This window comes from Westiellopsis prolifica IICB1 (genome assembly GCF_004323185.1).
Lineage (GTDB): Bacteria > Cyanobacteriota > Cyanobacteriia > Cyanobacteriales > Nostocaceae > Pelatocladus > Pelatocladus prolificus_A.
This window is the reverse complement of the sequence record NZ_NAPS01000001.1, coordinates 2,726,952-2,741,749: the sequence shown is the minus strand read 5'-3', so window position 1 is coordinate 2,741,749 and position 14,798 is coordinate 2,726,952. Positions and strand designations below refer to the sequence as shown.

Sequence of the window (14,798 nt, the reverse complement as noted above, 5' to 3'; positions counted from 1 at the left end):
CCTTGACCCTTGACCCTTGACCCTTGACCCTTGACCCTTGACCCTTGACTAACTATGAATTGGTGGCAAAGATTAAAGAAAAATCCTTTGGCGCAATTTGGGGCAATTTTGCTCATAATTTTTTACATAGCAGTAATTGCTGCGGATTTTGTTGCGCCTTATGACCCTTATATTCCGCAAGCAAATGGTTCCTTATTACCACCAACGAAAATTTACTGGTTTTCGACTTCAGGGAAGTTTATCGGACCTCATGTTTATCCGACGATTCAGGGAGATACAAATTTAGAAACAGGCGATCGCCAACTGATTGTAGATAAAAGCAAACCTTCACCTTTACAATTATTTGTACAAGGGCCAGAATATCGCCTTTTAAAGTTGAGTGTTCCCTTACCTCCCAAGTGGGATGAAGTAACTATTTTTCCTGGAATTTCTGTAAATTGGCATTTGTTTGGTACTACTAATCCAGCCAGAATTAATATATTGGGTACTGATGACCAAGGACGGGATCAATTTAGTCGCTTATTGTATGGAGGTCGCATCAGTCTATTTATTGGAATTGTAGGAGTAGCCTTGACTTTTCCTCTAGGAATGATCATAGGCGGGATTTCTGGTTATTTCGGTGGCTGGATTGATGCTGCAATCATGCGCCTAGCTGAAGTACTGATGACCTTTCCTAGCATATATTTATTAGTCACCTTGGGTGCTGTGTTACCACCAGGCTTAAGCAGTACCCAGCGATTTTTATTAATTGTCTTGATTACGTCGTTTATTAGTTGGGCTGGGTTAGCACGAGTAATTCGTGGTCAAGTATTATCCATCAAAGAACGCGAATTTGTACAAGCAGCACGAGCTATGGGTGGTAAGCCATTGTATATCATTACTCGTCATGTTTTACCACAAACTGCAACATATATTATCATCTCTGCAACTCTTGCGGTTCCCAGTTTTATCGGTGCAGAAGCAGTACTCAGTTTGATTGGTTTAGGAATTCAGCAACCAGACCCTTCCTGGGGCAACATGTTATCTCTAGCAACAAATGCTTCGATACTAGTATTACAACCTTGGTTAATTTGGCCGCCAGCACTGGTAATTATCTTAACAGTTTTGGCATTCAACTTACTGGGAGATGGACTCAGAGATGCCCTTGATCCCCGGAGTTTGGAGAGGTGATCGGGGATTGGGGATAAGGGATCGGGGATCGGGGATTGGGGATCGGGGATCGGGGACAAGGGATCGGGGACAAGGAGGACACGGGGGACAAGGAGAACAAGGAAGCAGGGAGCAGGTGGGACAAAGGAGAGTAACCAATACCCGTCTATAATCCCCGATCCCTTATCCCCGATCCCCGATCCCCGATCACCAAATCATCCAATTCTTGCTGCATTCGACTGCGGACGAGTTCGTAGCAAGCTTTAACGTAATGGCGATCGCTTGCTGCTTTTCTACCGTAGTCTTCAAATACAATTGGTGGACAAACTCGTGTACGAATAGGCACTGGTAAAGGAATATTAGGTAAAGGCCCAAACGCTAATCCCCAAGGTAATCCTAAATAAATAGGAAAGACTACTGGATCGATACCAAATAACCAAGGCATTCCCCATTCATGCAGTTGTTGGACTATTTTGTAATAATCAGCCAGCACAATCAGTGTATCGTGGGCGCCAGTGGAAATTAATGGGACTATCGGCACTTTTTCTCGTAGTGCTAGTTTGATAAACCCGTGGCGTTCAGCAAAATAAATTTGATTACGCAAAGAGTGAGGACGAAATACGTCTTCTGCACCCCCAGGATACACAAGGACGCTGGCTCCAGAATGCAATGCTGCTTTAGCCATTTTTGGATGGGCTATAATGGCTCCAGCTTTAGCCACTACTTGTGCTACATCTGGACACTCCTTCCAAACCGCCGGATGCATTAAACCATAAATTGGTCGTTCCACACCAAAGCGTCTAAACCAGTCATACATCATCATGTGCATATCAGGAGCAGCAAGTCCGCCATTGTGGGAACCAACCAATAAAACTTTTTCGTTGGCGGGAATGTTTTCCCAGCCACTAGTCTGGACTCGAAAATAGTATTTATACACCCACTCCCAAAAAGGCATCAAAAATTTGATAAATTGCGGGTCTCGCTGATCCAAAGACCAACCGAGTTTGGTTTGTAGAGATTGTTTTTGTGACATCTGTGTTGGCATTTCGCCTCAAAAAATCTTCCTTTTGGGGGTTGTAAATTTTAGAATAATGACCGTACCAATTTTAACAACGTTTGCAACACATCATCATGTGGAGACATGCTGTTTGAAGCGTCTCTACAATCTTTTTTTTGTCGCATTCTTTTTTAAAATGGTATTCATTGTTAATTTTTATTTTACATAAATACGAAGTTATTCAGTTTGTAGAGTTTCAATTAATACAATTTTGGTTTTAATAGTTTTGGCTGTGAAAGATTTGTAGATAAGCTTTTCAAAAGATATATTGATAGTGATTCTTTTGTGAGCAAGTATCAGATTTTCGACTATTGATCCAGATTGCCCCAGTTGTTCTGTAAGTACATATTCTGGTAAAAACAAAGTAGAAGTTTCTATCTGCTTGATATCTGCTAACTAAAAAATTCCTATTTGATTTTTGAAACACTCTGCACACTTTATGTTCTCTGTTTCAATCTTCACGAGTAAGTTCATAAATCAAACTGGATTTTTATATCTCCACAATTGTGTGTGTGAGAAATTGGGAATATAGAATCAGCTATATCGGAGGGCTGTGGTGTAGAGTGAAAAACACTCTTTAGGTTTATCAATAGACATCTGTAAAAAAGAACAGAAAAGCCTTATATAGTCAAGATTGATATTCTTTTTCTAGAGATATATAGTAGGGATACAAAGCAGCAGGAGGATGTAATAATATCAACGCATATTATTACATGTATGTTTGCATGGCTATTAATTATCAAATCAGGAAAAACTCAAGATTTCAATATAATAAGCTGGCTTATACCGACTATTGACTATCGCTGATTCGATTCTATTCAGCTACTAGCATATGTTTTTTTACACAATGTTTACATCATTGTAACGGGATTAATACTCAAACCTGTAAAAGGATCTATTGCAGATAGCATGATTATTTTATGAGAACAAAAAATGCTGTTAAATCTCTCAAAACATAGCTTATTGTCAATACCTATAAAATTTAAACCTTATTAACAACTAATTACTTTCATCAAGGTATGAAACCTGATTACAAACTCTTTTAAAGAGTTTGTTAACCTATTAATGGAGCTATAGTTCTATGATCACCACTTCTGATCTCCAAGGTCTTGATGTCATCAACTGCAATAGTATGGATGACTTTCAAGTTAAACTTCCTTTAATCTATGAGCGAATTGAAAAAGACGGATTTACAATCATTCAAGCCTGGGATGCATCACAATCTATCTTAGAAGAGATTTCTTTGTATTTTGGTTACATCAAAAATCACCCTAACGCCGATGATACAGGGATTAATAAACTAGTAACCGAACATGTAATAAGCGAGCATAAAAGCAACTCGAATAACTTTCGTGAATATCACTATGGATATACAGATGAACTTGGGCTACACACAGACGCTTCCCACATTGATGGTGTCGCATTTCTCGATGGCAAAGTTATAAGAATTGCTCCACCAAGCTTGTTTTTACTTCTGTGTGTCCAACCAGCACAACAAGGAGGAGCAAACTTTTTAGTCGATGGTCAAGAAATTTTACAAAGGCTTTGGCAGGAAGAACCAGAACATTTTAAAATTGTTACTCAACCCAGAGTTTTAAGTTATTGCAAGTCCAAATACTTTTCAAATTACTGTCCTCTTTTCGAGCAGCTTCCATCCGGGAGATGGCGAGTTCGTTTTCGTCACGATACGATGTTTGTCGAGCCTTGGGCCTATTCTTCAGTGAAATACGTGATTGATAACTATTTCCTTAATCCTAAGTTCCAAAAACATCATCTTCTCACCGAACGTCAAATCATAATTGTAGATAATCATCGGATGTTGCACGGTCGCGATGTAATTACTTCGCACGATATTAATCATCCTCGAACTTTGTATAAAGCTTGGATATGGGATGACTCAACAGATAACCTACTGCGCCTTATGGACACACCCCCAGAGATGAAACACTTCCAAGCATACAACGTATATCTTCCTAAAAATTTAGAGTTAGGACATAAAAGACTTCGTCCACTTCAAATTGGTATCAAACTTGAATCGGAAGCAGTGCAAAAGTGATAACTTAGCATACTCCACAACGAGGAATTATGGTTTCTACTTCTCTAGCGAATCAAGTTCTCAGTGATCAGATTGTCTTAAATTTTCAAAACTCTATCGATCTGATGGATGAAACTCTACGTGAGGGTGCTGAAAGATCGAGTATCTCACCTAGCTTAGATGATAAATGCAAGCTTGGACAAAAAATCTCAGAAATTGGTGTCCGTTCCATAGTCATCGGTTTTTTACCCTATGTACCTCACACCATTGAACTTTTAAAGAGGTTGCTGGAATTACAAAAACAAGGGGAAATCTCTCAAAAAACTCGGTTCATTGTTCTATCTTATGTCGGAGAAGATCTACGTCGGTCATTCCAACTCCTGAATGAAGAACTAGGAGAATCGTTAAAAAATGTGTGGGTTATTGCTGTCCATACTGTGTCTGATCAACAGATTAAGCATATTTTCTGGAAAATTCTTGCTAGGGAACCTCAAGCAGTTTGGAATAGTGAAAATTGGAGTGCTTTGACTCTAGAAGAACAAAAACAAATACACCTTCACTGGTTTAAAGATTTTTTGCCTACACTCAAGCAGTTCCAAGGTGGAGGTATCATTTTAGGTTTATTAGATATATTCCGTGCTGAGATTAATCATGCGAGGAAAGTAATTGATATTGCTGCTGAACACGGAATCAAACAGATTAGATTAGTCGATACAGCAGGTACATGCTTACCACAACAAATCGAAGTTTACGTTGCGTCGCTGGTGAAAGCATATCCGCAAATATCCTTCTGGGGTCATTTCCATAATGATTTTGGTATGGCCACAGGTAATGCAATGTTGGGTTTGTCTTGTGGACTAAAAGGAGTCGATGTCTCAGTAGGGGGTTTTGCAAGTCGTGCTGGACATCCACCCTTAGCTGAGATAGCGTTAGGATTGCACGATTTATATGGCGTTACTTTACCAGATTTTCACTACGACAAGCTATATGGACTTAGCCGTTTGCTGGAAAAAACCTATGGGTTAATGGAGTGTCCAACCCAAGCCATAACAGGGGTAATTACTCATAGCATTTATAGCAGCAGTCGGAACGAAGTGCTAAAAAAAGCACCTACTATCTACGATGTTATTGATCCTGGTTTTATCGGTTCTAAATTGAATAAAAGCTTCGGTGTTCGTAGCGGTAAGGATGGTATTCGTTGGTTTTTGAAGAATAACCAGGAAAAACTACAAAGTCTTGGGATTAATGTCAATGAGGAACAAGCTGAGGAAATTTTTTCTTTCATAGTTAATGAATGGCATTCACGCAGCCAAAAATTGTCAATTGATGTTCAAGATGCAATATCTCACTATTATCAACTATTGCATAGTGCATTTTTTACCGAAGAGCAAATGATAGATTTGCTTGCTCATAATTACAAATCAGGGGCAAATGATGAGCTTTACACAATTAATAAATAAAGCATCTGGAAATAATCAAACCTTATTATTAGAAGATTTAAAAATAGCAAATCTTCCTGAACACATACAGACCTTAGAAAAGTTTGCCCAGCAAGCTTTCAAGAATAAAAATAGTATTGATTGGCAACAATTACAGTACATGTTATATGAACTGAACCAGTGCTTACTTCAAAAAGGTTACGGATTAGGTACATCTCGTTCCTTTAAAGAATGGGTAATACGTGACACAATTGAAAGGGTTGAACAGCAGTATTTACCACCACAACAATTGCCCAAAGAAATCAATAACACGCAACTATTTTTGCCATGGCTCAAACAGCAGATTCAAAATCATCGGGTCAATTATCATCCTCTATTTTTATTATTTGAAAATGATGATCTAAGTGATGAGGAAATACGTTATTTTCTCGCCAATCACTGGGTATATACACAAAACTTTCATCTACACATTGCTGCTTACAGTCTTTATGTGCCTTTTGAGATGCGTGGAGAACTGTTTAGGAATATCTATGATGAAATGGGTAGATGTAATTTTCAAGAGGCGCATCCAAATTTATTTTTACCGCTATTAAATTACTTTGGTGGCGCACACCCAGAAGATATTAATCCAGAAACCTGTTACTTTTTCAACACTCAGGTGAATTTGTGTTGGTTTGCTGATGGTCTACACTATGGCATTGGTGGGATGGGTGCTTTGGAAATGTCAGTGCCGTTACAGCACAGTCAAATTCTAGCTCACCTACTGCGTCGTGGATTAAGCAAAGAACTGGTGAAGTTTTTTGAGATCCATTGCGAAATTGATGGAGATCACGCAGAGGGGTGGTTTGCTGCTGGAATGCCATTTGTATGTAATTCAGAAGATTTGCAGAAGGTGTTTGCGGGTGCCATGCGGATATTGGAAGCTCGTGTAAACCTGTATGACGGCATTCTTAGGGGGATTTTTTCACGTCGTGATCAAGCTTCTCTAATTACATAAGCCAATTGCAGACTAAAAGCAGCTTTTGTAGAGATAAAGTTTTACTGAAAAGCAAATGGATGATTTGGAAGCTACAAAAAAAGATCAAATAGCTTCTGACAAAGCTATGGCGATCGCCCAGTCAGACGAACAGACCTCCGAGTTACAAGGAGAACCAGTCACTAAAGAAGTTTCCTTATTACAACTTGTCAGTGTGTTCGCCAGCATCGGGATGACAGCTTTCGGTGGAGGAGTACCCATTCATATTTTGGATAGTTTTTCCAGACGTGGCTGGTTAAATGAAAAAGAGTATCTGGAAGCCTTCAATTGGTGTCAGTGTTTGCCAGGGCCTAATGTTTCCAATCTCTCAAGCTTTCTTGGATGGCGTTTTAAAGGGTTTTGGGGCGCTTTACTTTGCCCTATCTTCCTATTACTGCCAGGTGCAACTATGGTTTTGTTGGCATCTGGATTATTGGCAAGGATGCCTCAACAGCCAGTAATTCAAGGCGCACTTGATTCGGTAGCAGCAGCAGCAGTTGGGTTGTTATTAGGTGCAGTAGGTCGTCTGTCAGCAAAAGCGCTGACTGAGCCTATGCGCCTGTTAGCCGCAGTCGTTACATTCGTCCTAGTGGGTGTTTTCAGAGTACCCATCTACTTGGTTATTGTGTCTATCGGGCTTATCCTTTACTGCTTGAACAGAGGAGACACAGGTAAAAGATGAAGGTACTGTTTGATCTATTCTTAACCTTTGCTTACCTAGCAACAATTAGCTTTGGTAGTACTCAGACTGTAATTCCAGAGATGGAACGCCTGGTTGTTGCCCACGGTTGGATGAGCCATGCAGATTTTGTACAAGCTTATGCACTCAGTCAGTTAGCACCAGGTCCAAATTTGCATCAAATCTTTCTTATTGGCTATCAGGCAGCTGGTTTGCCAGGAGCATTGGCGGCAGGACTTGGTTTGTTTGGTCCGTTTTCCTTGGTTCTTGCTGGCGTAGCAATGCTTACTAAAAGGTCACGTCCTCCTAACTGGATTAAGCGTTTTCACGGTGCTTTGAATCCTGTAACTATTGGTTTATTGGCAGCTGCCGCCTGGAGGCTTGGACAGGGCAAGATGGAGGATATTTTCTGGGTTTGTATCTGCACAATAGCTACATTATTAACCTTCAAACAATTGGTTGCTTCCACTTGGATAGTACTTTTAGCAGCCCTTATAGGCGCTCTTAAGGTCATATTTTTAGGTTAAGTAATTATAAAGATGACCTTCCTCTTGTGCAGATTTTCACTCTTCTTAATTCTTGATCAGGGGAAACAAATATGAGAAATCTAAATTTAGATACCTCTTTACAGAATCAAAAAAATCTAGAAATTTCTAAAATCGATCCAAACGACTTAACTTTAAAAATTAGTAGAGTCATAGAAATTTCAGAACTAGAGAAGCAAAGAATATTTGATATATTCCAATCATTTAAATTTGTCATACTAGATTGTGAACCTTTGCCAAATATTCATGAAAATGTATTAGCTTTAAAGAAGTTATTTGGAACTGTCAGAAGGCATCATAAAAATTCTGACGAAAATGGTATTCAGACGATCAGAGATATCAATTCTATAAAGGACATTAGTAATACAAATAAAATACATCCAATACATACAGATGGAACTTTTTATGATGAACCTCCCAAAGTTGTTGCTTTACAATGTGAAATCGCTGCTGAGAACGGAGGACTTTCTCAAATTGTCTACGCTGAATCTGTTTATAATTACTTTGCAGAACATTATCCCCAAGAAATGCAGACGTTGTTTACTCCAGGTTCATTTACCATAACTAAAGATAATCAAACATCTCAACGATCAATATTTACAGAAAAAGAAGGCAGAATATTAGTACGTTTTAGATATGATGAATATGTGAAAACGGAAGTTTTACCTGAAGTAAAGAAAGCTTTTAATCTTTTCCAAAACTACATTCAAGATCCAAATAATCAAATTGTATTCAAGCTTAGTGCTAATCAAATTTTAATATTTGATAATACGAGTGTCTTACATGGAAGAACATCTTTTCCTAAAGATGAAACTCGCAAAATAAATAAACTATGGTTTGAAGGGGATTCAGAATACGCTCGTGAAATTCAGTTCGGTTTTCAACCTCACTCTTATAGTTTACAGAAGGTAAAAATCTGACCAATAGAGCAAGAAGTTACGAAAATAAATGGTTATAGCATGAGGAGTTAGATAATTAAAAAGCGATTTCCCCTAACAGAAGAATTGATTATAAGTAAGTTGGCGCTAATATTTATAGCTATGTTAAGAAATTTCAATGTAGGGTGCGTTATGCCGTAGGCTAACGCACAGTCAAGAATTCAAGGTGCGTTGCGCTGTGCGACAACGCACCCTACAGCTAATTTATATTTCTTCATATACATTGAATTTTTCCCGCCGACTTACTTAATAAATTTCACTAGTTAGGGGATTTAGCCAAAGTGAAACATCAAAGCTTATATAAGAATAGCTAACACTCTTAGCGCAAGGGAACTAGTCCCGACTTTTGTACAATATTCTGACCTTCTTTAGACAGTAACATATTGACATAGGCTTCTCCAGCGAGCTGATCCAAAGTGCTGTCCTCGCGAATAATAACAAATAGGCGTCGGGTGATGGGGTAAGTTCCATCTCTCATTGCAACAATATTAAGCTGCCTGCCATTATCTATGAATGGTTGTATATATTCTTGGGATTTAGCTTTAGCAACAGGAAGGGGGCGGATTGTTCGTTGACCAACAAGTGGTGCATTTCCTCCAAAAGAAATTCCTCCAGGTGTCGATGCAACCTTACGAATAGCATCTGTATAATCACGGATGAGGTTGACTCTGGGGCTTACTTGGTCAGAATCTTGACCAAGAAGTTCATTCAATAAATTAGCAACCTTTGGATCTCTGGCAAAAGGTACGATCGCTAAATCTGCTCCTCCGACCTCTTTCCAATTGGTTATTTTACCTTTGTATATGTCTTTAAGTTGGTCAACTGAAACTCCAGGAACAGAAACATTTGGATGAGTAAAAAAAACAAGCCCATCAATTGCCACTGGCACTTGTTTTAACTGAAAACCCCGTTCTTTCGCTTTGCTATAATCAACATCCCTAAGAGGCCCTCCACTGTGAGCAAAGCTCAGTTGACCTTTGATCAGCATAGTTATACCCTCTCGACCACCAGGTTGACTGTCTCTCGGTTCAGTGTAACGGAGGCGAAAATTAGGGTGAGCATTGGTAATCGCGTCGTTTAAGCCGTTAGCAGTCAGAGTTGCAAAAAGGATCGCACCACCGTAATTAAATGTACCTTCTGGCACTTTCGGTACATCTTTGATTGAATCGTAGAGTTTAACATCAGGGGGGATATTCTGATTGCTGTCACCAGAACCATAAACTCCCACACCATTAGGATTGTTGACACTGCTGGAAGTTGAGAATAATAAGTATATTGACCCACTCACAAGCACAAACAACAAACCACAACCAAGCCAAATCATCCAAGGTGTAAACAGCCAATCACCTAAAGATTTAGACTTGAGTTTGGTATCCATATTAATATTTTTAACTGGAACATCCAGTTTTTGACCGCATTTTAGACATTGTGTAGCTGTAATCGGATTTGTATCATAGCCACAATGCTTACATACTATAAATTCATTATTCATTATTATTCTCCTAAGGTAGATGTTTGTACTTACGGTGTTGCACCCAGGAGACTACTGTTGTATTTTACAAAGTCTCAAATTTACACTTAAGTAGATTTATCAGAGCATTAACTTTTTGGCAACACAACTCCTCCTAAATCTGGAAAAGCCAAAGTGACAGCATAGTTCAAGATATCTGCATTTCAACCCAAAAATTTCGATTTTGTTGGATCTCACTAGACATCTCCGAAAAAGAATATACAAGCCTTGTATAATCAGGGTCGATATCTCATTTCTGGAGAGGTCTACTTGTGTTTGATCCAACCTAATTTATGATTTTCATGCGATCGCTCATCCCATTTTCCAAGTCAGCTATTCATGAGAAAATCTCACAACCAAGCATGAAAATAGAACTCCTCCTACACCCCTACACCCCTAAACCCTTACATTCCTACACCCGTCTTCAAATCAGATCTTTTAGACTGGCGGTATTGCACCCAGGGAATTACTGCTGTATTGTAAAAATCTGACGGTAGATACTTAAGTACATTTATCAGAGCATAACCCTTTTGGCAACACAACTGTAAAAATTACATAGCGATCGCGTCATCACAACGAAACTGTGTTACTGCAAACAAGATATTGGTTATTGAGAATTATTAAGACTGATATATTTTCATAGTGATGTTTTTTTATTTGCCAGTTGAACCAATTCACTTATGGTTAAGAGGCAATTTTTTTTGTCTAATCTATAAAGATTTATCTCAAAATAGTTAAGAGTCAATGAAGAAGCTACATCAGGGTGCCACTTTTTATAAAAATCATATTTTCATAGTTTGAGAGCCAGAAAAATGACGCAAAAGCAAGTGCAACGCCCTTTGAAGGTCAACCAAATTGTCCCTGTAGGTTTTGGTGTAGTTCTGATATTGACAGGTATTGTAACGACATTTTCGGAAATTTCTAAGGCGAAGTTAAGACAAATACATGATCAGGAGGAGCGTACATATGAAATCAAGCTGCTATTAGAGGAGTTGGAGAAAGATATAGTAGTTGCTGAGACGGGACAACGGGGATTTCTGCTCACTGGAAAAGAAAATTATCTACAAAGCTATGGAACTGCACAAAACGATTTTAAAGAACATACTGAGCAATTAAAAAAGTTAGTTAATGTTAATCCATCCCAAAGCCAAAAAACTGATCGATTTCTACAATTAGCTCAAACGAAATTTGCGGAATTAGAAGAAACTATTGCTTTCAAAAAAACTGGACAAGAACAAAAAATTTCTGCTGTCTTAACTTCCGATAAGAGTGAACAAATTAGCAGTGACATCAGAGCTACACTTGCTGCAATGGATCAACAAGAAAAAAGAAATTTTGAGCAGCTAGAAAAGGCATCAGATCAATTTCAGCTATTATCAAGTGTAATTACTTGGGGTGGATGGCTTGTTAATGTTGGGGCTGGAATTTATATCTCGTTTTACGTCATTCGCCGCATCATGCAGCCAATCAACGAAGTTGCCTATGCAGTCGCAACTTCATCTGGAAATATTGCTACCAGCGTGTTTGAGCAGGAACGTATCATTTTGCAACAATCTGCATCCGTAAATCAAACCACTACTACCATCGATGAAGTCGGGACTTCTGCACTCCAGTCAGCCGAACAAGCTGAAAACTCTGCAAACAGAGCCAAACAAGCATTAACTCTAGCTAAGGAAGGAAGTACAACAGTTGGGCTAACGATTGAAGGGATCTCGCAGTTAAGAGATCAGGTAATGGCGATCGCTTATCAAACTACGCACTTGAGCGAACAGACTACTCAAATCTCTACAATTTCTGATTTAGTCGCAGAATTGGCAAACCAAACCAATATGTTAGCTTTAAATGCTGAAGTCGAAGCAGCCCGTGCAGGTGATCAGGGTAAAGGCTTTGCAGTGGTAGCTAGTGAAATTCGTAAACTGGCTGATCAAAGCCGCAAGTCAGCAGACCAAATTAATTCCCTGGTGAATCAAGTACAAGCAGCTATCAACTCTGCTGTCATGGTAACTGATGAAGGTACCAAGAAAGCGACAGAAGGTATCAAATTAGCTCAAGAAACGGGTGATGTATTTGCAAACATAACTGACGCCGTCAACAAGGTATTTATCAACAACCAACAAATTTTTCTCACTGCTAAACAACAAGCTGTTGCTGTACAACAAGTCGTATCAGCCGTAAATGATATCAACTCAGGAGCAAAAGAAACAGCTATTGGTATCACTATGGTCAAAAATGCTACTATCGACCTCAACAAAATCGTTCAGAACCTGAAGAATTTAGTGTAAAAATACAGCTGCTCAAGAACAGGGAACTCTTAACCGAGAACAGAGAATAACGTGTGTAATTAATCCCGTCTGAGTACTTACCTAATGACAAATGACAAATGACAAATGACAAAATCTCTAACTATCACTCATCAGCCATGTTCAATAAAATTTTCAAAAAATTGCCGAATCAATTAAAGCTTCAGGAGCAATTTATCATGTTGCTTGTTTTCAGCACTATGATTCCTGTCTCGATTGTGGGCTTATATGGAATTTATGCTTCCAGCAACAGCCTATCAGAAGTTGCAAAAAATAATATGGAGACTGAGTCAAACAAAGAAGCTAATAAGATTAATAACTTTCTCAATGGTGTTAGTGATGACGTTTTTTTCTTAAGCAAATCTCCCTCAATTCAAGGTATCATCCGAGCAAAAGATAATGGTGGATTAGACGGGCAAGGTAATTTATCTTACAACGCTTGGATTGGACAGTTACAAGCTAATTTTGTTGCCATGATGGAACAAAAGCCTCATTATATGAAACTCAGTTATATAGATGAAAATGGCAAAGAAGTAGTGCGAGTTGATGCCGATGCTTCTAAAAGCAAAGTTGTCCCTGAAGGAGAACTACAACAACAGAGAGATAGACAATTTTTTACAGAGACGATAAAACTTTCACCTAACAATATCTATGTTTCTCCTGTTGTTCTGAATCAAGAAAACGGTGAAATTGAAAAACCTTATAAACCAAATATTATTTACAGTGTACCGATTCTGAATTCATCTGGACAAAAAAAGGGAATAATCGTCGCTAATGTATTTGCTGATAAATTTATCAAAGCTTTTAAAGAGGGTGATAGTCAACGAGGAAATGATGGAAATATTATATATCAAAATCAAGAAAAATTCATTGTTAATCAAGATGGATTTTACATTTCCCATCCTAATGTTGCAAAAGAGTGGGGATTTGAATTTCAAAAAAATGACAACTTAGCTCAAGATAATTCTCCAGAATTAGCTAAAAATTTATTAAGTAGTGAAAAAGGATTTGTTGAGCAAGGAGATTATCTGTTTGCATTCCGTCGAGTCGATCCTAGTCCGAATCAACCAGAATTTTTAGTAGTAATTAATAGAGTTCCTAAAAATAGTGTTTTTGCTACTGTCAATTCATTAAAAATTGTCACCATTTTGATTATTCTTGTTTCTTTAGCTGTGGTGCTGTCCCTGGGAATTTTCAGGACACGTCAAGTTGTACATCTGATCAAGCAATTGGTAAATGTAATATCTGCTTCTATTCAGCAAACTTTTTCTGGCTTGGATCAGCAAGCACGTATAGCTGGACAGCAAGCAGCTTCGGTACATGAAACTACAACAACGATGGATGAGCTAGAAGCTTCTTGTCGCCAGTCAGCTCAACAAGCAAAATCAGCCACTACCGCTGCACAGCAAGCTCTCACAACCGCAGAAGATGGTAGTCAAGCTGTGAAAGAAACCCTCGAAAGTATGTTTATTCTCGAAAAGAAAGTAGTTGCGATCGCCGAACAAATTGTCCATCTCAGCGCCCAAGCTAGTCAAATTGCTAGTATTTCCCAAATTGTTTCTGACTTAGCAAATCAAACTAATATGTTGGCGCTCAATTCCTCAGTGGAAGCAGTCCGAGCTGGAGAATATGGAAAAGGTTTTGCTGTAGTTGCTAATGAAATTCGCAGATTATCCGATCAAAGTCAAAAATCTGCCGACAAGATTAATATCCTCGTTTCTAACATCCAAAAAGCTATTAATTCAACTGTCATGGTGACAGAAGAAGGCACCAAGATCGTAAAAACAGGAGTGGAAAATGTTCAAAAATCAGATCAAGCTTTTGTTGGAGTAGCAGAAGCAATTAATTATATGGTCGTGAATAATCAACAAATATCACTCAATCTCAAGCAACAATTAGATGCTATTCAACAAGTTGTCCAAGCAATGGACAATATCAACAGAGGAGCAAAAGAAACTGCTACTGGTATCAATCAAACCAAACTGGGTACTGAACAACTCAGTGCAGTTGCTTTAACCCTCAAAGAAATCGTTTAGGTAGGAGACAAGGGAGAGGGGAGAGAGGGGGGAGACAAGGGAGACACGGGAGACAAGGGGGACAAGGAGGACAAGGGGGAAACTAATGATAAATG

General features: G+C 38.7%; 11 protein-coding genes. 9 read left to right on the top strand and 2 right to left on the bottom strand.

Annotation, left to right across the window (positions count from 1 at the left end; genetic code table 11):
- Positions 1-54: 54 nt before the first annotated feature.
- Positions 55-1,170, top strand: a complete 1,116-nt coding sequence (locus B4U84_RS11360; RefSeq protein WP_017313230.1) for an ABC transporter permease — start codon at positions 55-57, stop codon at positions 1,168-1,170.
- 145 nt (positions 1,171-1,315) lie between these two features.
- Here the strand turns inward: B4U84_RS11360 and B4U84_RS11350 are convergent, their stop codons facing one another.
- Positions 1,316-2,182 (bottom strand): lysophospholipid acyltransferase family protein, encoded by an 867-nt coding sequence (locus B4U84_RS11350; protein WP_242677607.1) that lies wholly within the window; start codon positions 2,180-2,182, stop codon positions 1,316-1,318.
- Between the two features lie 1,105 nt (positions 2,183-3,287).
- On the opposite strand from B4U84_RS11350, the gene B4U84_RS11345 reads away from it, so the two are divergent.
- The 6 genes from B4U84_RS11345 (at position 3,288) to B4U84_RS11320 (ending at position 8,839) form a co-directional block, all read left to right on the top strand.
- Positions 3,288-4,262: a TauD/TfdA family dioxygenase gene (locus B4U84_RS11345; protein WP_017313233.1), complete on the top strand. Its 975-nt coding sequence runs from the start codon at positions 3,288-3,290 to the stop codon at positions 4,260-4,262.
- Positions 4,263-4,291: 29 nt separating this feature from the next.
- Complete coding sequence (locus B4U84_RS11340) at positions 4,292-5,701, top strand: hydroxymethylglutaryl-CoA lyase-like TIM-barrel protein (protein WP_017313234.1); 1,410 nt, start codon at positions 4,292-4,294, stop codon at positions 5,699-5,701.
- Positions 5,673-6,677, top strand: a complete 1,005-nt coding sequence (locus B4U84_RS11335; RefSeq protein WP_242677606.1) for an iron-containing redox enzyme family protein — start codon at positions 5,673-5,675, stop codon at positions 6,675-6,677. The genes B4U84_RS11340 and B4U84_RS11335 overlap by 29 nt, the downstream gene beginning before the upstream one ends.
- Positions 6,678-6,732: 55 nt before the next feature.
- Positions 6,733-7,377, top strand: a complete 645-nt coding sequence (locus B4U84_RS11330; RefSeq protein WP_017313236.1) for a chromate transporter — start codon at positions 6,733-6,735, stop codon at positions 7,375-7,377.
- On the top strand, positions 7,374-7,901 hold the full coding sequence (locus B4U84_RS11325; RefSeq protein ID WP_017313237.1) for a chromate transporter: 528 nt from the start codon (positions 7,374-7,376) through the stop codon (positions 7,899-7,901). The genes B4U84_RS11330 and B4U84_RS11325 overlap by 4 nt, the downstream gene beginning before the upstream one ends.
- Before the next feature lie 71 nt (positions 7,902-7,972).
- Entirely contained in the window at positions 7,973-8,839 is an 867-nt protein-coding gene (locus B4U84_RS11320) for a TauD/TfdA family dioxygenase (RefSeq protein WP_044448671.1), read from the top strand.
- A 337-nt stretch (positions 8,840-9,176) separates the two neighbouring features.
- Here the strand turns inward: B4U84_RS11320 and B4U84_RS11315 are convergent, their stop codons facing one another.
- The gene (locus B4U84_RS11315; RefSeq protein ID WP_131117875.1) at positions 9,177-10,349 is read right to left on the bottom strand and encodes a substrate-binding domain-containing protein; all 1,173 of its coding nucleotides are present in this window, start codon (positions 10,347-10,349) and stop codon (positions 9,177-9,179) included.
- A gap of 830 nt (positions 10,350-11,179) precedes the next feature.
- On the opposite strand from B4U84_RS11315, the gene B4U84_RS11310 reads away from it, so the two are divergent.
- Positions 11,180-12,649 (top strand): methyl-accepting chemotaxis protein, encoded by a 1,470-nt coding sequence (locus tag B4U84_RS11310; RefSeq protein ID WP_131117872.1) that lies wholly within the window; start codon positions 11,180-11,182, stop codon positions 12,647-12,649.
- 98 nt (positions 12,650-12,747) lie between these two features.
- Positions 12,748-14,703: a methyl-accepting chemotaxis protein gene (locus B4U84_RS11305; protein WP_242677605.1), complete on the top strand. Its 1,956-nt coding sequence runs from the start codon at positions 12,748-12,750 to the stop codon at positions 14,701-14,703.
- Positions 14,704-14,798: the final 95 nt, after the last annotated feature.